The organism is Streptomyces sp., assembly GCF_035645055.1.
Taxonomy (GTDB): domain Bacteria; phylum Actinomycetota; class Actinomycetes; order Streptomycetales; family Streptomycetaceae; genus Streptomyces.
In genome coordinates, this window is the sequence record NZ_DASQNH010000004.1 from 1 (window position 1) to 16,840 (window position 16,840).

Here is a 16,840-nt window from a genome sequence, read left to right on the forward strand (position 1 = left end):
CGCGACTCCAAGAACCCCGACGGCCCCCGCCTCGCCCTCACCCCCGCCACGTGGGCGACCTTCCTGCCGTACGCCTCCGCGCACTGACGGAGTGGGAACGCGCACGGCCCGCACCGAGTTCACGGTGCGGGCCGTATCCGCGTGGCTCAGGTCGTCGTCCGCCGCCTGCGCGCCCCCGGACGCCGCTCGCTCGGCCGGGTCACCGGGTCGCCCGCCTCCAGGGCGGCGGTCCGGCGCCGCATGCCGAAGTCGGCCAGCGCCTCGGCGAGCTTGTGCACGGACGGCTCGGGCGCCATCACGTCGACGCGCAGCCCGTGCTCCTCGGCGGTCTTGGCCGTGGCGGGCCCGATGCAGGCGATCACCGTCACGTTGTGCGGCTTGCCCGCGATGCCGACCAGGTTCCGCACGGTGGAGGACGACGTGAACAGCACGGCGTCGAAGCCACCGCCCTTGATCGCCTCCCGGGTCTCGGCCGGCGGCGGCGAAGCGCGCACGGTCCGGTAGGCCGTGACGTCGTCGACCTCCCAGCCCAGCTCGATGAGCCCGGCGACCAGGGTCTCGGTGGCGATGTCGGCGCGCGGCAGGAAGACGCGGTCGATCGGGTCGAAGACCGGGTCGTACGGCGGCCAGTCCTCCAGGAGTCCGGCGGCCGACTGCTCGCCGCTCGGTACCAGGTCGGGCTTGACGCCGAAGGCGATCAGCGCCTTGGCGGTCTGCTCGCCCACCGCGGCGACCTTGATCCCGGCGAAGGCACGGGCGTCGAGCCCGTACTCCTCGAACTTCTCCCGGACGGCCTTGACCGCGTTCACCGAGGTGAAGGCGATCCACTCGTAGCGGCCCGTCACCAGGCCCTTGACCGCCCGCTCCATCTGCTGGGGCGTGCGCGGCGGCTCGACCGCGATGGTCGGCACCTCGTGCGGCACGGCACCGTAGGACCGCAGCTGGTCGGAGAGCGACGCCGCCTGCTCCTTCGTGCGCGGCACGAGCACCTTCCAGCCGAACAGCGGCTTGGACTCGAACCACGACAGCTGGTCACGCCGGGCGGCGGCGCTGCGCTCACCGACCACGGCTATCACCGGCCGCCCGCCCTCGGGCGAGGGCAGCACCTTGGCCTGCTTCAGCGTCTGGGCGATGGTGCCGAGCGTCGCCGTCCAGGTCCGCTGCCGGGTGGTCGTACCGGCGACCGTCACCGTCAGCGGGGTGTCGGGCTTGCGGCCGGCGGCGACCAGCTCGCCCGCGGCGGCGGCCACGGAGTCGAGCGTCGTGGACACCACGACCGTCCCGTCGGAGGCGCCCACCTCCGTCCAGCACCGGTCGGACGCCGTGCGCGCGTCGACGAACCGCACGTCCGCGCCGTCGGCGTCGCGCAGCGGCACACCCGCGTAGGCGGGCACGCCGACGGCGGCGGCGACACCGGGCACCACCTCGAAGGGCACCCCGGCGGCGGCGCAGGCGAGCATCTCCTCGGCGGCGTACGCGTCGAGGCCCGGATCGCCGGAGACGGCACGCACGACCCGCCTGCCGCCCCGCGCGGCCTCCATGACAAGATGTGCGGCATCCCGTTCTGCGGGTACCCCAACGGGTGTTGACGTGCCGTCAACCACCGTGAGCTGAGGCGCGCCGGTGCCCGGATGCCGGTCCACGGAAGGACCCGTGGGATCCGGATCCGTGTGCACGACGGCGACGCCCGGCCGGGCGTGGACGCGTACGACGTCGAGCACCTCATGCTCGGCGACGAGGACGTCCGCGCTGGCCAGCGCCTCCACGGCGCGCAGTGTCAGCAGTCCCGGATCTCCGGGTCCGGCACCCAGGAAGGTGACGTGCCCGTGGTCGGGACAGGCGGGAAGAGTGGTGGGGCTCACTGTGCTCGCTCCCCCATCAGACCGGCCGCGCCCTGGGCAAGCATCCGGGCCGCGAGATCACGGCCGAGCGCCACTGCCTGGTCGTGCGTCTGGGGCACGGGACCGGTGGTGGACAGCTGCACCAGCGAGGTGCCGTCGGTCGTGCCGACGACGCCGCGCAGGCGCATTTCCTTGACAATCTGCCCGTCGGCCAGCAGGTCGGCCAGCGCGCCCACCGGGGCGCTGCAACCGGCCTCCAGGGCGGCGAGCAGTGACCGCTCGGCGGTGACGGCGGCCCGGGTGTACGGGTCGTCGAGTTCGCCGAGCGCCGCGATGAGGTCCGCGTTGTCCGCGGTGCACTCGATCGCCAGGGCCCCCTGGCCGGGGGCGGGCAGAACCGTGTCGACCGACAGGAAGTCGGTCACTTCCTCACTGCGGCCGATCCGGTTCAGTCCGGCGGCGGCCAGCACCACGGCGTCCAGCTCACCATTGCGGACGTATCCGATCCGGGTGTCGACGTTCCCGCGGATCGCCACGCACTCGATGTCGAGTCCGTGGGCGCGGGCGTACGCGTTCAGCTGTGCCATGCGGCGCGGCGAACCGGTGCCGATGCGCGCCCCGCGCGGCAGGTCGGTGAACTTCAGCGCGTCCTTGGCGACGATCACGTCGCGCGGGTCCTCGCGCACCGGCACGGCGGCCAGGACCAGCTCCGCGGGCTGCGCGGTCGGCAGGTCCTTCAGCGAGTGCACCGCGAAGTCGACCTCGCCCCGCAGCAGCGCGTCGCGCAGCGCGGTCACGAACACACCCGTGCCGCCGATCTGCGCCAGCGCCTCACGGGAGACATCGCCATAAGTGGTGATCTCGACCAGCTCGACAGGCCGGCCGGTCACCTGGCTGACGGCCTCCGCCACCTGCCCGGACTGGGCCATGGCGAGCTTGCTCCGCCTGGTCCCGAGCCTCAGCGCCTTGTCACTCATCGTGGCCCTCGGTTCTTTTCGGTGCTGTCCTCGGCGCGCGAGACGGAGGCCACCGTCTCCTGGTCGAGGTCGAACAGGGTGCGCAGCGCGTCCGCGTATCCGGCGCCGCCGGGCTCGGCCGCGAGCTGCTTGACCCGTACGGTCGGCGCGTGCAGCAGCTTGTCGACGACCCGGTGCACGGTCTGCCGGATCTCGGTGCGCTGCTTGTCGTCGAGGCCGGGCAGCCGCCCGTCCAGCCGGGCGATCTCACTGGCGACGACATCGGCGGCCATCGTGCGCAGCGCGACGACGGTCGGCGTGATGTGGGCGGCCCGCTGGGCCGCGCCGAAGGCCGCCACCTCGTCGGAAACGATACGGCGGACCTGGTCGACGTCGGCCGCCATCGGAGCGTCGGCGGAGGCTTCCGCCAGCGACTCGATGTCGACCAGCCGCACGCCGGCGAGCCGGTGCACGGCCGCGTCGATGTCGCGCGGCATGGCGAGGTCGAGCAGGAAGAGCACGGGCTCGGGGCGCTCGGCCGCCACCGGTTCGGGGCGGCGCCGCTCCGGGATCCGGCCGACGGTCGCGGCCGTCGCGGCGAGCGCGCCGATCAGCTCGGCGTCGGGCGTCCGCCGGACGGTCTCCCGCCGCTCGGCCGGGGCTCCCGCGACCCACGCGGCGTGCTGCTCCAGCGTCGCCGCGTCCATCCCGGCCACGGCGGCCTCTCCCATCACGGAGAAGCCGGGCGCGACGGCGGGCAGGTCCAGTGGGCAGCCGTCCTCGCTGCCGACGCTGGTGGGCGGCAGCGGGGTGGGGCGGGTCTCCGCCGCCTTGTCCGTCGTACGACGCGCGCCTGCGGTCTCGGCGACCGGCTCGCCGGTGCGGCCCCGCGCCGCGGCGGCGACCGCCTCGGCGCCGAGCACCAGACCGGTCGCGCCGGTGCAGGAGACGGCGACGTCGGCACGTGTCAGCTCGTCCGGCACCGCGTCCATCGGCACCGCGCGGGCGAGCACGTGCGCGTCCTCGGCCTCGGTGAGGATCTGGGCCAGTCGCTCGGCGCGCTCCTGGGTGCGGTTGGCGACGACGATCTCGGCGACCCCGGCGCGCGCGAGCGTCGCGGCGGCCAGCGAGGACATCGAACCGGCGCCGATCACCAGCGCCTTCTTGCCGCGCGCCCAGTCCTCGACCGGCCCGCCCGCGGCCAGCTGCTCCAGGCCGAAGGTGACCAGGGACTGCCCGGCGCGGTCGATGCCGGTCTCGGAGTGCGCCCGCTTGCCGACCCGCAGGGCCTGCTGGAACAGGTCGTTGATCAGCCGCCCGGCGGTGTGCAGGTCCTGGGCGCGGGCCAGGGAGTCCTTTATCTGGCCGAGGATCTGGCCCTCGCCGACGACCATGGAGTCCAGTCCGCAGGCCACCGAGAACAGGTGGTGCACGGCCCGGTCCTCGTAGTGCACATAGAGATACGGAGTCAGCTCGTCGAGCCCGACCCCGCTGTGCTGGGCGAGCAGCGTGGACAGCTCGGCGACACCGGCGTGGAACTTGTCCACGTCGGCGTACAGCTCGATGCGGTTGCAGGTGGCCAGCACGGCGGCCTCGGTGGCCGGCTCGGCGGCGACGGTGTCCTGCGCCAGCTTGATCTGGGCGTCCGCGCTCAGCGCCGCCCGCTCCAGCACGCTGACCGGGGCGCTGCGGTGGCTCAGCCCGACGACGAGGAGGCTCATGCCGGCATCACGGCGGGTACGTCCCCGTCGGGTCCCTGGTCGGCGGAGTCGCCGCGCTTGGCGGCGGCCGGTACGGCCGTCTCGCCCGCTGCCTCCTCGCCGGCCTTGCGCTGCTCGTGGAAGGCGAGGATCTGGAGTTCGATGGAGAGGTCGACCTTGCGCACGTCGACGCCGTCGGGGACGGACAGCACGGTCGGCGCGAAGTTCAGGATGGAGGTGACCCCGGCGGCCACGAGCCGGTCGCAGACCTGCTGGGCGGCACCGGCGGGGGTGGCGATCACACCGATCGACACACCGTTGTCCTGGATGATCCTCTCCAGCTCGTCGGTGTGCTGCACCGGGATCCCGGCGACGGGCTTGCCGGCCATGTGCGGGTCGGCGTCGATCAGCGCGGCGACCCGGAAGCCGCGGGAGGCGAACCCGCCGTAGTTGGCGAGCGCGGCGCCGAGGTTGCCGATACCGACGATCACAACCGGCCAGTCCTGGGTGAGCCCCAGTTCGCGCGAGATCTGGTACACGAGATACTCGACGTCGTAGCCCACGCCACGCGTCCCGTAGGAGCCCAGGTACGAGAAATCCTTGCGCAGCTTCGCGGAGTTGACTCCGGCCGCCGCCGCCAGCTCCTCGGAGGAGACGGTCGGCACCGAGCGCTCGGAGAGCGCGGTCAGGGCGCGGAGGTACAGCGGAAGCCGGGCGACGGTGGCCTCGGGAATCCCTCGGCTACGGGTCGCCGGTCGGTGAGTTCGGCCAGTTGCCACGGTGCTCCTGCGGGTAGAGCGGGGCTGCAGGCGGTCATACGTCCCCAGACCGCCCCGTCGACAGCAGGCTATGTCTTTGTGAACGCGTGCACAAAGATGGTGTCCGATTTGCCCGGCCAACGTGACGGGGGTCACGACCGATTACCTTCCTCACGATCCACGCCCCCGAGACCACTACAGCCATCGATCCTAAGCCGTCAGCGCCTTGCGAAGCCGCTGTTCGTCCACCCGCCAGAACGTGTGCTGAGCCCCGTCCACCAGCACCACCGGGATCTGCTCCCAGTAGCGATCGTGCAGGTCAGCGTCGCGCGTGATGTCCTTCTGCTCCCACGGCACCCCCAGCTCCCCGCAGACCTTCTCGATCACGATCTGTGCGTCATCACACAAATGGCAGCCGGGCTTGCGGATCAAGGTGACCAGACGGTCCTGGGGGGCGGGCGCGGCCCCGCGCCGGAAGATGGGACTCATACCGGCCATTCTCCCGCTCCCCGAGGCCTTCCTTAACGGCTCGGTCGCACAGAGTTCACAGCCCTCCCGACTCGGCGCCGGACGGAATCACCGAACAAACTGGCTATGCTCACGCCATGGCCGCTCTCGGATGGCTCACCCCCCGTAGGCGCTCCGCCACGGCGCGGAGCGTGTTGGCAGGCGAGGCCTCGGCGGAAGCCGCCCGCAAGTCCGCCGACGTCTCCGAGGAACCGCTCTTCCCGGTGCCCGGCGACGAACAGGCCGCCGCCTTCTTCGACCTCGACAACACCGTCATGCAGGGCGCCGCGCTGTTCCACTTCGGCCGGGGCCTGTACAAGCGCAAGTTCTTCGAGACCCGCGATCTGGCCCGGTTCGCCTGGCAGCAGGCATGGTTCCGGCTGGCCGGCGTCGAGGACCCCGAGCACATGCAGGACGCCCGCGACTCGGCGCTGTCCATCGTCCAGGGCCACCGCGTCGCCGAGCTGAGGTCGATCGGCGAGGAGATCTACGACGAGTACATGGCCGAGCGGATCTGGCCGGGCACCCGGGCACTGGCCCAGGCCCATCTGGACGCCGGCCAGCGGGTGTGGCTGGTCACGGCCGCCCCCGTGGAGATCGCCCAGGTGATCGCCCGCCGCCTCGGCCTGACCGGCGCCCTCGGCACCGTCGCCGAGTCCGTCGACGGCGTCTACACCGGCAAACTGGTCGGCGAGCCCCTGCACGGCCCGGCGAAGGCGGAGGCGGTGCGCGCGCTGGCCGCCGCGGAGGGTTTGAACCTGTCCCGCTGCGCCGCGTACAGCGACTCGCACAACGACATCCCGATGCTCTCGCTCGTCGGCCACCCGTACGCGATCAACCCCGACAGCAGACTGCGCAGGCACGCCCGCGAGATGGACTGGCGGCTGCGCGACTACCGCACCGGCCGCAAGGCGGCCAAGGTCGGCATCCCCGCCGCGGCCGGCGTCGGCGCGGTGGCGGGCGGCACGGCCGCGGCCATCGCCCTGCACCGCCGCCGCCGCTGACCCGGCCCGCCGCTGTCCCGGCCCACCGGCCCGCCGCTGCCCCGGCCCACCGGTCACCCGGTCACCGGGCCCCACCCACTCACCCGGCGCGGTCGCGCCTCTCCGCCGCGTCCACCGGACCCCGCCCGGCCCGCACGCCCCCGACACGCCCCGCCGAGCGGGCCAATCCACCAGTCGTACCCACCCGGACGCCCGGCCAGTCCCGCCTTACCGCACCCGGCCACAACACGCCTCCGACCCACCCGGAACCGGAACCTTTCCGGTCAGGAACCGGTCACTCTGCGGAACTCGACCAGTCATCAATCGGTTACGGAAGCGACGTAATCGATGATTTGAGCAACTGGGCGTAGCAGCGCCTGCACGAAGCGTTATTCTCCTCAGACGCAATCCGGTACCTCTCCGTCGCTACGACGGGTGAATGGTCCCGCACTGCACGTGATGGAAGCTCTGCCTCTGGGAGTCTCGTGTACCCACACGTCGGGGTTGACGCCTCGGGCCTGGCTACGCTGCGCGCAACGGTCCGAGGACTTTTGCGCGACTTCGTCCCCACCGCGTACGCCGTCCCCGCCTTCGCCTCCGCCGCGCCCGCAGGCCCGTGCTACGCACTGGCCGACGGCGGCGCCGCGGTCGGCAGACGAGGACGTTCCACCGGCGCCCCCACCGCGCGCCGCCCGGCCGCCGACAGCGACAGCGCCCGCATGATGGACCTCGTCGAGCGCGCCCAGTCCGGCGAGGCCGAAGCCTTCGGCCGCCTCTACGACCAGTACAGCGACACCGTCTACCGGTACATCTACTACCGCGTGGGAGGCAAGGCGACCGCCGAGGACCTGACCAGCGAGACCTTTCTGCGCGCCCTGCGCCGCATCGGCACCTTCACCTGGCAGGGCCGCGACTTCGGCGCCTGGCTGGTCACGATCGCGCGCAACCTGGTCGCCGACCACTTCAAGTCGAGCCGTTTCCGGCTCGAGGTGACCACCGGTGAGATGCTCGACGCCAACGAGGTCGAGCGCTCCCCCGAGGAGTCCGTCCTCGAGTCCCTCTCCAACGCCGCCCTCCTCGACGCCGTACGGCGGCTCAACCCCCAGCAGCAGGAGTGCGTGACGCTCCGCTTCCTCCAGGGCCTCTCGGTCGCCGAGACCGCCCGTGTCATGGGCAAGAACGAGGGCGCCATCAAGACCCTCCAGTACCGCGCCGTACGCACCCTCGCCCGGCTCCTCCCCGACGACGCGCGCTGAGCCGCCGCGCGCACACCCTCCGCTGTCCCCAACTCACCGTCGGTGAAAGTCCGTTGCCTTCGCGGTCCGCTCATCCGCCGTCCGTAACCCAAGTGCCGCGCCGCTCGTTGTGCGGGATGCAGGCTCCCTGTGGTCACTCCCCGGCTGTTTCCGCTCGCTCGTTCGCGTGGATCCGGCCGGAGTGTGCGACCCTCAGGACCCCCTGGGGAGTCGACCGTCATGACGAGAGGAGGTGCCGCCAGTGATCGCGAACGTATCGGCGCACCGGCGGGCGAACGCCTTCGCCCAGGCTCTGGAGGAGCAGCCCGACCGGGACACGGCGGACGAGCAGCCGGAGGCATCCGCCCCGGCTGCCGGGGAACCGACCGAGCAGGGCCGGCTGCTGGCCCTCGCGACCAGTCTCGGCGAGCTGCCCAAACCGGTGCTGGACCCCGAGGTCAAGGTCGTCCAGCGGGCCCAGTTGGTGGCCGCGATGGAGGCCATGCTGCGCGAGGGCGGCGAGGCAGACCGTTCGGTGCCCGAGCAGCGTCGCGCCCGGGGCGCGCACCGGGCGACCCCACTGGGAAAGTTCCGGCCACGCACCCGGCTGGCCAAGGGCCTCACCGCCGGCGGCCTCAGCGTGGGTGTGGCCGCCGGTGCCTTCGGCGGAGTCGCCGCTGCCAGCTCGGACGCCCTGCCCGGTGATTCGCTCTACGGCCTCAAACGCGGCATCGAGGACTTCAAGCTGGGCCTCGCCGACGAGGACGACGAGCGCGGCGAGATGTACCTCGACCGGGCCTCCACCCGCCTGAGCGAAGCCCGTCGGCTGATGGAACGCGGTCGCGGCGGCCACCTCGACCACGAATCCCTCGGCGAGATCCGCCGCGCCCTGTCCGGGATGCGGCACGACGCCTCGGAAGGCCACCGGCTGCTCAGCGCGGCCTACGAGCGCGACCCCGAGTCCCTGGGCCCCATCCAGGCGCTCTCGGCCTTCTCCCGCTCGCACCGCGACGCCTGGGGTGCCCTGCGCGAGCGGCTGCCGCTCCAGCTCGGAGACGTCAGCGAACAGGTGTCGTCGGTCTTCGACGCCATAGACCAGGAGGTCGCCCCGCTGCAGTCCCTGCTCCCCCAGCCCCCGGCCAAGGGCGGCGGCACGGACGGCGGGCAGCGGAACCCGGGGGCCGGCGAGTCCACCGGGTCCTCCGGCACGGGCCGCTCCACCGCGCCCGGCACCGGCAGCGGCACCACCGACCCCGGGCGCTCCGGCAGCCCCGGCCGGCCCAGCCAGCCGGCGGAATCCGGCAGCGGCAGCGACGGCCTGCTCGGCGGCAACACCGGCGGCCTGATCGACCCACCGCAGAACACCGGCCCCGCCTCCCCGCCCCAGAGCGTGACGCCGACCCCCGAGCCCGACGTCACCCTCCCGCCCCTCCTGCCCCGCCTGCTGCCCGGCCTGGGCATCGAGGCGGAGGACGCGGAGTAGCGCCCCCGCGCCAGGCGGTACGACGACGGGGGCGCCCCTTCCACCAGGGCGCCCCCGTCGTCGTACACGGGCAACGGATCAGCGACGGCGAATCAGCGGATCAGAAGAACACCGACCGCCGCTGCACCAGCAGCTTGTACAGGGTGTGCTGGATCTGCTCCCGGACCTGGTCCGTCAGGTTGAACATCAGCATCGGGTCCTCCGCCGCCTCCGGCGGATAGCCGTCCGTCGGGATCGGCTCCCCGAACTGGATCGTCCACTTCGTCGGCAGCGGAACCGCGCCGAGCGGACCGAGCCACGGGAAGGTCGGCGTGATCGGGAAGTACGGGAAACCCAGCAGCCGGGCGACCGTCTTGGCGTTGCCGAGCATCGGATAGATCTCCTCCGCCCCGACGACCGAGCACGGGATGATCGGCGCCCCGGCGCGCAGGGCCGTGGAGACGAACCCGCCACGGCCGAAGCGCTGGAGCTTGTAGCGGTCCGCGAAGGGCTTGCCGAGGCCCTTGAAGCCCTCCGGCATCACCCCGACCAGTTCGCCCTGCTCCAGCAGCCGTGCCGCGTCCTCCGCGCACGCCAGGGTGTGCCCCAGCTTGCGGGCCAGCTCGTTGACGACCGGCAGCACGAAGACCAGGTCGGCCGCGAGCAGCCGCAGATGCCGGCCGGCGGGATGGTGGTCGTGGACGGCGACCTGCATCATCAGTCCGTCCAGCGGCAGTGTCCCGGAGTGATTGGCGACGATCAGCGCCCCGCCCTCGGCCGGGATGTTCTCCAGGCCCTTCACCTCGACCCGGAAGTACTTCTCGTACAGCGGCCGCAGCAGCGACATCAGGACCTGGTCGGTCAGTTCCTCGTCATAGCCGAAGTCGTCGACCTCGTAGTCCCCGGTGAGCCGACGGCGCAGGAACGCCAGGCCGGCCGCTACCCGCCGCTCCAGATCGCTCGTGTCCCCGGGCCGCGGCGGCTGCTCCTCGGGTGTCACGGGGCCGTCCTCCCACGGCGCCGCCCGGGTGGGCAGCGCCTGGACCTCGGCGGCCTCGCGCTCCCGTGCCGGCTCGCCGCCCCCACGCCGACTGCCCGCGCCGCGGCGCCGCGACGGCCGCTGTACGGCGCCCCCGCGGGACCGGTCGTCGTCGAACGGAATGACCTTGGCGTCCGCCATCGTTGCTGCGCTCCTCAGTTGGCGCTGTGCGTCGGGGAGTGGCTGGGGGAGGGGGCCGGGGAGCGGGAGGCTCCCGGGCCGTCGGGCAGCGCGGCGGCGAGCCGGTCGACGGCACCCGCCAGGGCCTCGGGCGGCAGCAGCCCGGGCCCATGGCCGCGGACGAAGTCCGCGAACGTCTCCGCGGTGGTGTACTTCGGCCGGAACCCCAGGGTCTCGCGCATCTGGGTGGTGTCCACCACCCGGCCATGGGTGAGCAGCCGGATCTGCTCGGGCGAGAAGTCCGTCATGCCCAGCGTCCGCACCAGCGACCCGGCCCAGGTCACGGCGGGCAGCAGCAGCGGCACCGTGGGGCGGCCGAGCCGCCGCGAGCACTGGGAGAGCAGCAGCACGCCGTCACCGGCGATGTTGAAGGTGCCGCTGTTGAGCGTGCCCCGGGCCGGCTCGTGCGAGGCCAGCCGCAGCACCTGGATGACGTCGTCCTCGTGGACGAACTGCAGCCGTGGGTCGTAGCCGAACACCGTCGGCAGCACCGGCAGCGCGAAGTAGGAGGCGAGCGGCGAGTCCGCGCTCGGCCCGAGGACGTTGGCGCACCGCAGCACGCACACGGCGACGTCCGGCCGCCGCCGGGCGAACCCGCGGACGTACCCCTCGACCTCGACCGTGTCCTTGGCGAAGCCGCCGCTGGGCAGCGACTTGGGCGGAGTGGTCTCGGTGAACACGGCCGGATCGCGCGGCGCCGACCCGTACACGTTCGTGCTCGACTTCACCACCAGCCGCCGCACCGCCGGGGACTTCTGGCAGGCGCCGAGCAGCTGCATCGTCCCGATGACGTTGGTCTCCTTGACCGTGGCCCGGCTGCCGCTGCCCAGCGCGGTCGCCGTGACGTCCATGTGCACCACGGTATCGGCGCCGGTCTCCGCGAGCACCCGGGCGATCGTGGGCTGCCGGATGTCCGCCTGGACGAAGTCGGCCCCGCCCAGATGGTGCTCGGGCGGCACCGCGTCCACGGCGACGACCCGGTCCACCTCCGGATCACGCTGGATGCGCCGTACGAACCGGCCCGCCAGCGGGCGGGCCACTCCGGTCACGAGCACGACCTTGCCCAAGATCAGCGCCTTCCTTCGTACCGCCGTACGTCCTCTGCGTCCCTGCTCGCCACCCTGCCGCGTTCCCCCCTTGCGGCCAACTTAGCGGGTCCGTGTCGCCTTGTGACGACCGCCTGAGGTGTGACATGGCGGAAAACGCGAGGGAAACGCGTGTGGCCCCCCACCGGATCCGGTGGGGGGCCGCGAACACGCTTCCGCAGCGTTGCGGTGCGTCGCCTTACTTCTTGTTACGACGCTGAACGCGCGTGCGCTTGAGCAGCTTGCGGTGCTTCTTCTTGGCCATCCGCTTGCGCCGCTTCTTGATAACAGAGCCCACGACTACCCTCGCTCACTTCTCATCACTCGGTGTTTGGGCGCCATGGGCCCACACGACCTACGAGGGGCTAGCCTACCCGCCCGAGCGCTGAGGTCGTAATCGAGGTGCCCGGAGAGATCGAAAACTGCCCTGAGCCGATCCCCCCGGGACCGTCGTCAGGCGGATTCCACCCCCACGTAGCTGTCGCGGAGGTACTCGTGAACCGCGTTCTCCGGGACCCGGAAGGACCTTCCGACCCGGATCGCGGGCAGATGACCGCTGTGCACCAACCGGTACACGGTCATCTTCGACACTCGCATCACCGCGGCGACTTCCGCCACGGTAAGGAACTGAACCTCGCTCAGAGGCCTCTCGCCAGCTGCAGCCATGACACACCTGAACCTTCCGCACTCGACGGCCACCGGCTTCCCCTTCCGGTGACTCTTCGTCGCTGCGTGCTCACTCCCCAGACTAGGGGCGGGTGATGCAAGTGGGGAAGAGGTGCACCGCTCGGCGGCCTACTGTGACAGACACGCTCGATTGAGTACGTAACGGGTAAGCGGCCGGTAGTAAGCAGACCGCACAGCGTCATCAACCGGAACGACGACGGCCACGCTCCCCTCCGCCTGCCCCACGAACGGCGCGGGGTCGTCGGTGTCGGCCAGCCCCAGGGCCTCGAACCCCAGCTGACCTGCTCCGCAGACCCATCCGTGGTCCCCGATCACCAGCTCCGGAAGCGGCCCGCCGGCCTCGGCGGCGGCCGCCAGCGCGGTACGAACCGGGAGCGGGGAGTGGGTGTGCGCGCCCGTCGCGCGACCACGGCCGTGAGCTCCGGGTTCCCGCACCAGCGCGACTCCCCGTACGTAGTCGAGGTTGTGCGTGCGTAGACCGAACCGGGTCAATATGTCGACACAGCGACCCTTCGCCGGGGTGAGGACAGCACATCCCGCCGCCGACAGGGCGTCCGCCAAATCGGCGTAGAAACCGAGCAGCCGGTGCGGGTGCCCGGTGCCGAGAAGCACCGGCGCCCGCCGCCGGGCAGCGGCGCCGATCCGCTCGGCGAAGGCATCAAGGGCGGCGAGGGTCAGCTCCGGATCAATCAGATCCGGACCCGAAACGCACCTCATATCCCCAGAAACGCCACACCTTTCAGCCATCAATCCCACCAAATCCGGCACGCGCCATGCCCCCACCGGATCAACCCCGATCACCACCCGGGGATCCCGAGCCGCGAACAACCGATAACTCCGCAGACTCTCCTCGCGTCCCGTGGCCACCCGGCCGGCCAACCGGGCCGCCACCAGATGCTCCCGCAGAACCCCGGCACTCACCATGCGCCGATGCTGCCGGACGAACCGCCCCTCCGCCCCCGGTTCGCCGGAGGAGCGCGCGGTTGGCGTAACGGGCGCGGCAAGCCGCCAAGCCGCCAAGCCAAGGGCATTCGTACCGCCCCAGAGCAGCACGGGCGGGCGCGGGGCGGCACCCCCGCAGATGCCGGGCGCGCACCCCACCCGGCCCAGCCCCCACCCAGCCTCACCCAGCGCACAGCTCGGCCAGGGCCGCAGCGAGCCCCTACGGCAACAACCCCCGCAGCGGAAACACCGCCCGCCGCACCGCCAGCACGGCCTGGTCCAACCGGTCCGCGGGGTCGTACCCGCCCTCCCACTCCCGAAAGACCACCGGCCACCGCCCATCGGTCATCCGCCCCGGCCCCAACTCCCGAGTCCGCGCGAACACCTCCTGCCGCCAGCTCTCCGGAATCACCGTCTCCGGCGCGATCTGCCGCCCGGCCGCGATCCCCACGAGATGCGTCCACGACCGCGGCACGACGTCCGTCACGGCGTACCCGCCCCCGCCCAGCGCGACCCACCGCCCGTCGGCGTGGTCGTGCGCCAGCGAATGGCACGCCATCTGCACCGCCCGCTGCGCGTCCAGTGACACCGCCAGATGCGCCAGCGGATCCTCGAAGTGCGTATCGGCCCCGTGCTGCGTCACCAGCACCTGCGGCCGGAAGTCCGCGATCAGCTCCGGCACCACCGCGTGGAACGCCCGCAGCCACCCCGCGTCCCCGGTCCCCGCCGGCAACGCCACATTCACCGCGGACCCCTCACCCGCCCCGCCGCCGGTCTCCTCCGGCCACCCGGTCTGCGGGAACAGCGTCCGCGGATGCTCGTGCAACGAGATCGTCAGAACCCGCGGATCCTCCCAGAACGCCGCCTGCACCCCGTCCCCGTGATGCACATCGACGTCCACATACGCGACCCGCTCCGCCCCCAGCTCCAGCAGCCGCGCGATCGCCAGCGAGGCGTCGTTGTAGATGCAGAACCCCGCCGCGCCTCCGGGCATCGCGTGATGCAGCCCGCCCGCGAAGTTCACCGCGTGCGGCGCCTCGCCCCGCCACACCGCCTCCGCCGCCCCCACGGACAGCCCGGCGATCAGCGACGAGACCTCGTGCATCCCGGCGAACGCCGGATCGTCCAGCGTCCCGATCCCGTACGCCCCGTCGGCCGCCCGAGGATCCGCCGAGGCCGCCTTCACGGCCTCGATGTAGTCCTCGCGATGGACGAGCCGCAGCGTCGACTCCCCGGCCGGCTTCGCGCCCACGACCTCCACCTCACGGTCGAGTCCGAACGCCGAGACCAATCGCCGGGTCAGGGCCAGCCGAACCGGATCCATCGGATGCCCCGGCCCGAAGTCATACCCCGTTACTGCCTCGTCCCACATCAGCTGTGTGCGGCCGCTCATGCCCGCCACCGTATCGGTCCGGTTGAGCTTCGAACGACCGGGCGTACACCAGTGTCACCAGGACCAGCACCATCGGCACGAGCATCGCCCCGCGATAGCTCCAGGCGTCCCCCAGCGCCCCCACCAGCGGCGAACCGATCAGGAACCCCGCATAGTTGAAGACGTTCAGCCGCGCCACCGCCGCATCCGACGCCCCCGGGAACAGCCGCCCCGCCGCCGCGAACGTCTGCGGCACCAGCACACACAGCCCGAGCCCCAGCAGCGTGAACCCGAGCATCCCCACCCACGCCCCCGGCGCCCCGGCCACCACGGCGAACCCGACCGCCGCCACCAGCGCCCCGCCCCGTACGACCGCCACGGCCCCGAACCGCCGCACCCCGAGGTCCCCGACGGCCCGCCCCAGCAGCGTGGTCACCATGTAGACGTTGTACGGAACGGTCGCCAGCTGCTCCGAACTCCCGAGCACGTCCTGGAGATACTTCGCGCTCCAGTTGGACACCGTGGAGTCCCCGATGTACGCGACGGTCATCACCAGACACAGCGGCAGCAGCACCCGGAAGCCGGCGGCACCGTCCGCTTCTCTTCCGCCATCGCCACCGCCACCGCCCTCGACGGCGACGGCCTTGCCCCCGCCGACGTACCACCGGCTCCCCATCAGGCACAGCGGCAACAGCACACCCACGACCGGCAGATACGACGCCACCAGCGCCAGCTCCCAGTGCGCCCCCGCCCACGCCAGCGAGGCCCCCAGAATGCCGCCCAGGCTGTACGCGGCGTGGAACCCGAGCATGATGCTGCGCCCGTACGACCGCTGAAGACTCACCCCGAGCATGTTCATCGAGGCGTCCAGCGCCCCCACGGCCAGCCCGAACGCTCCCAGCGCCACCGCCAGCCCGGCCATCCCCTCCCCCGCACCCACCCCGAGCAGCGCCAGGAGCACGACCGGCTGCGACCACCGCAGCACCGCACTGGGCGGGATCCGCCGCACCAGCCGCTCGGTCGCCACACTCCCGACCCCGGCCAGCACCGGCACGGCCGCCAGGAACGCCGGCAACAGCGCGTCCGACACCCCGTACCGGTCCTGGATCGCCGGGATGCGCGTGACGAGCAACGCGAACGCGACACCCTGAGCGAAGAACCCGAACGCCAACGAGGCCCTGCCGCGCCGCAGCACATCCGTCATGGCGGCGAGCGTAGGGCTCCGGCGTGCGGCTGGGTATATCGAGCCAAAGATGAATTTCCCTCAGCTTCGGCCGAGCAGCCCGAGCAGCTCCCCCATGTCGGAGAACAGCGCGGTGGCCCCGGCCAGCTTCCCGGCCGGCGTCATCGACGTGAACCCGTACACGTCCATCCCCGCCGCCACGGCCGCCCGCACCCCCAGCGGGCTGTCCTCGACGACCGCACACCGCTGCGGCGGGACCCCCATCCGCTCCGCCGCGTACAGGAACAGATCCGGCGCCGGCTTCCCCCGTCCGACATCCTGCGAACTGAAGATCCGCTCGTCGTCGAACCACCGTTCCAGTCCGGCCGCCCGATGCCCGACCCGAATCCGCTCATGGCTCCCGGAGGAGGCCACGCAGTAAGGCACGCCCTCCGCGGCCAGCTTCTCCAGCACTTCGGCGACCCCGCTCACCGCCTTCAGCTCCTGCTCGAACGCGGCGAACACCCGGGCGTGAAAGACATCGTCGAAGTCCTCGGGCAACCGCTGCCCGGTCCGCTCCAGGATCAGATCATGGATCCGATGCATCGCGGACCCCATGTAGTCCCGAATGGAGTCCTCATACGTCGTCGGATGCCCCAGCTCGGTCAGATAGGCCGCGAGATGCCGGTTGGAGATCGGCTCACTGTCGACGAGCACACCGTCGTTGTCGAAAATCACCAGGTCATAGCGCATACCTCAGACCCTAAACGCAGAAAGCCCCCGCATCTTTCGATGCGGGGGTTTTCCCAAAAATTGTTCGGCGGTGTCCTACTCTCCCACAGGGTCCCCCCTGCAGTACCATCGGCGCTGTAAGGCTTAGCTTCCGGGTTCGGAATGTAACCGGGCGTTTCCCTCACGCTATGACCACCGA

The 16,840-nt window shown here is 71.9% G+C and carries 17 protein-coding genes and 1 rRNA gene; 4 read left to right on the top strand and 14 right to left on the bottom strand.

The window, feature by feature from the left end:
- The coding region (locus VE614_RS01920) for a DUF397 domain-containing protein (RefSeq protein WP_324930900.1) at nucleotides 1–87 on the top strand (87 nt) is incomplete at its 5' end.
- 59 nt (nucleotides 88–146) lie between these two features.
- On the opposite strand, the gene VE614_RS01925 is transcribed toward VE614_RS01920, so the two are convergent.
- The 5 genes from VE614_RS01925 to VE614_RS01945 all read right to left on the bottom strand — a co-directional run bounded on the left by VE614_RS01925 (nucleotide 147) and on the right by VE614_RS01945 (nucleotide 5,753).
- Nucleotides 147–1,862: a uroporphyrinogen-III synthase gene (locus VE614_RS01925; protein ID WP_324930857.1), complete on the bottom strand. Its 1,716-nt coding sequence runs from the start codon at nucleotides 1,860–1,862 to the stop codon at nucleotides 147–149.
- A complete protein-coding gene (gene hemC / locus VE614_RS01930) occupies nucleotides 1,859–2,818 on the bottom strand; it encodes a hydroxymethylbilane synthase (protein WP_324930861.1) in 960 nt (319 codons plus the stop codon). The genes VE614_RS01925 and hemC overlap by 4 nt, the downstream gene beginning before the upstream one ends.
- The gene (locus VE614_RS01935; RefSeq protein WP_324930864.1) at nucleotides 2,815–4,518 is read right to left on the bottom strand and encodes a glutamyl-tRNA reductase; all 1,704 of its coding nucleotides are present in this window, start codon (nucleotides 4,516–4,518) and stop codon (nucleotides 2,815–2,817) included. The genes hemC and VE614_RS01935 overlap by 4 nt, the downstream gene beginning before the upstream one ends.
- A complete protein-coding gene (locus VE614_RS01940; RefSeq protein WP_324930867.1) occupies nucleotides 4,515–5,276 on the bottom strand; it encodes a redox-sensing transcriptional repressor Rex in 762 nt (253 codons plus the stop codon). Before VE614_RS01940 ends, VE614_RS01935 begins: the two co-directional genes overlap by 4 nt.
- Nucleotides 5,277–5,465: 189 nt before the next feature.
- Complete coding sequence (locus VE614_RS01945; RefSeq protein ID WP_324930869.1) at nucleotides 5,466–5,753, bottom strand: glutaredoxin family protein; 288 nt, start codon at nucleotides 5,751–5,753, stop codon at nucleotides 5,466–5,468.
- A gap of 107 nt (nucleotides 5,754–5,860) precedes the next feature.
- On the opposite strand from VE614_RS01945, the gene VE614_RS01950 reads away from it, so the two are divergent.
- From VE614_RS01950 to VE614_RS01960, 3 genes are all read left to right on the top strand, one after another.
- Complete coding sequence (locus VE614_RS01950) at nucleotides 5,861–6,766, top strand: HAD-IB family hydrolase (RefSeq protein WP_324930872.1); 906 nt, start codon at nucleotides 5,861–5,863, stop codon at nucleotides 6,764–6,766.
- A 464-nt stretch (nucleotides 6,767–7,230) separates the two neighbouring features.
- Nucleotides 7,231–8,001: an ECF subfamily RNA polymerase sigma factor, BldN family gene (locus tag VE614_RS01955; RefSeq protein WP_324930875.1), complete on the top strand. Its 771-nt coding sequence runs from the start codon at nucleotides 7,231–7,233 to the stop codon at nucleotides 7,999–8,001.
- Nucleotides 8,002–8,242: 241 nt separating this feature from the next.
- Nucleotides 8,243–9,463: a DUF5667 domain-containing protein gene (locus tag VE614_RS01960; RefSeq protein WP_324930878.1), complete on the top strand. Its 1,221-nt coding sequence runs from the start codon at nucleotides 8,243–8,245 to the stop codon at nucleotides 9,461–9,463.
- Nucleotides 9,464–9,563: 100 nt separating this feature from the next.
- Here the strand turns inward: VE614_RS01960 and VE614_RS01965 are convergent, their stop codons facing one another.
- The 9 genes from VE614_RS01965 to rrf form a co-directional block, all read right to left on the bottom strand.
- Nucleotides 9,564–10,622, bottom strand: a complete 1,059-nt coding sequence (locus VE614_RS01965) for a lysophospholipid acyltransferase family protein (protein WP_324930881.1) — start codon at nucleotides 10,620–10,622, stop codon at nucleotides 9,564–9,566.
- A gap of 14 nt (nucleotides 10,623–10,636) precedes the next feature.
- Nucleotides 10,637–11,728 (bottom strand): NAD-dependent epimerase/dehydratase family protein, encoded by a 1,092-nt coding sequence (locus tag VE614_RS01970; RefSeq protein ID WP_324930884.1) that lies wholly within the window; start codon nucleotides 11,726–11,728, stop codon nucleotides 10,637–10,639.
- Between the two features lie 217 nt (nucleotides 11,729–11,945).
- A complete protein-coding gene (locus VE614_RS01975) occupies nucleotides 11,946–12,044 on the bottom strand; it encodes a 30S ribosomal protein bS22 (RefSeq protein ID WP_003948845.1) in 99 nt (32 codons plus the stop codon).
- 155 nt (nucleotides 12,045–12,199) lie between these two features.
- Nucleotides 12,200–12,412 carry a helix-turn-helix domain-containing protein gene (locus VE614_RS01980; RefSeq protein ID WP_324930903.1) on the bottom strand — a complete coding sequence of 71 codons (213 nt, stop codon included), beginning with the start codon at nucleotides 12,410–12,412 and terminating at the stop codon, nucleotides 12,200–12,202.
- A 129-nt stretch (nucleotides 12,413–12,541) separates the two neighbouring features.
- Nucleotides 12,542–13,357 (bottom strand): phosphatase, encoded by an 816-nt coding sequence (locus VE614_RS01985; RefSeq protein WP_324930887.1) that lies wholly within the window; start codon nucleotides 13,355–13,357, stop codon nucleotides 12,542–12,544.
- 238 nt (nucleotides 13,358–13,595) lie between these two features.
- On the bottom strand, nucleotides 13,596–14,768 hold the full coding sequence (locus tag VE614_RS01990; RefSeq protein WP_324930890.1) for an acetoin utilization protein AcuC: 1,173 nt from the start codon (nucleotides 14,766–14,768) through the stop codon (nucleotides 13,596–13,598).
- A complete protein-coding gene (locus VE614_RS01995) occupies nucleotides 14,719–15,951 on the bottom strand; it encodes an MFS transporter (protein WP_324930893.1) in 1,233 nt (410 codons plus the stop codon). Before VE614_RS01995 ends, VE614_RS01990 begins: the two co-directional genes overlap by 50 nt.
- Before the next feature lie 60 nt (nucleotides 15,952–16,011).
- On the bottom strand, nucleotides 16,012–16,662 hold the full coding sequence (locus tag VE614_RS02000; protein WP_324930897.1) for an HAD family hydrolase: 651 nt from the start codon (nucleotides 16,660–16,662) through the stop codon (nucleotides 16,012–16,014).
- 62 nt (nucleotides 16,663–16,724) lie between these two features.
- Nucleotides 16,725–16,840, bottom strand: a 5S ribosomal RNA gene (gene rrf, locus VE614_RS02005).

Excerpts from the sequence above, each read along its gene's own strand:
- VE614_RS01965 (WP_324930881.1), bottom strand. The coding sequence starts at position 10,622 with ATGGCGGACGCCAAGGTCATTCCGTTCGACGACGACCGGTCCCGCGGG.
- VE614_RS01985 (WP_324930887.1), bottom strand. The coding sequence starts at position 13,357 with ATGGTGAGTGCCGGGGTTCTGCGGGAGCATCTGGTGGCGGCCCGGTTG.
- VE614_RS02000 (WP_324930897.1), bottom strand. The coding sequence starts at position 16,662 with ATGCGCTATGACCTGGTGATTTTCGACAACGACGGTGTGCTCGTCGAC.
- VE614_RS01980 (WP_324930903.1), bottom strand. The coding sequence starts at position 12,412 with ATGGCTGCAGCTGGCGAGAGGCCTCTGAGCGAGGTTCAGTTCCTTACC.
- VE614_RS01945 (WP_324930869.1), bottom strand. The coding sequence starts at position 5,753 with ATGGCCGGTATGAGTCCCATCTTCCGGCGCGGGGCCGCGCCCGCCCCC.
- VE614_RS01990 (WP_324930890.1), bottom strand. The coding sequence starts at position 14,768 with ATGAGCGGCCGCACACAGCTGATGTGGGACGAGGCAGTAACGGGGTAT.
- VE614_RS01935 (WP_324930864.1), bottom strand. The coding sequence starts at position 4,518 with ATGAGCCTCCTCGTCGTCGGGCTGAGCCACCGCAGCGCCCCGGTCAGC.
- VE614_RS01950 (WP_324930872.1), top strand. The coding sequence starts at position 5,861 with ATGGCCGCTCTCGGATGGCTCACCCCCCGTAGGCGCTCCGCCACGGCG.
- VE614_RS01995 (WP_324930893.1), bottom strand. The coding sequence starts at position 15,951 with ATGACGGATGTGCTGCGGCGCGGCAGGGCCTCGTTGGCGTTCGGGTTC.
- hemC (WP_324930861.1), bottom strand. The coding sequence starts at position 2,818 with ATGAGTGACAAGGCGCTGAGGCTCGGGACCAGGCGGAGCAAGCTCGCC.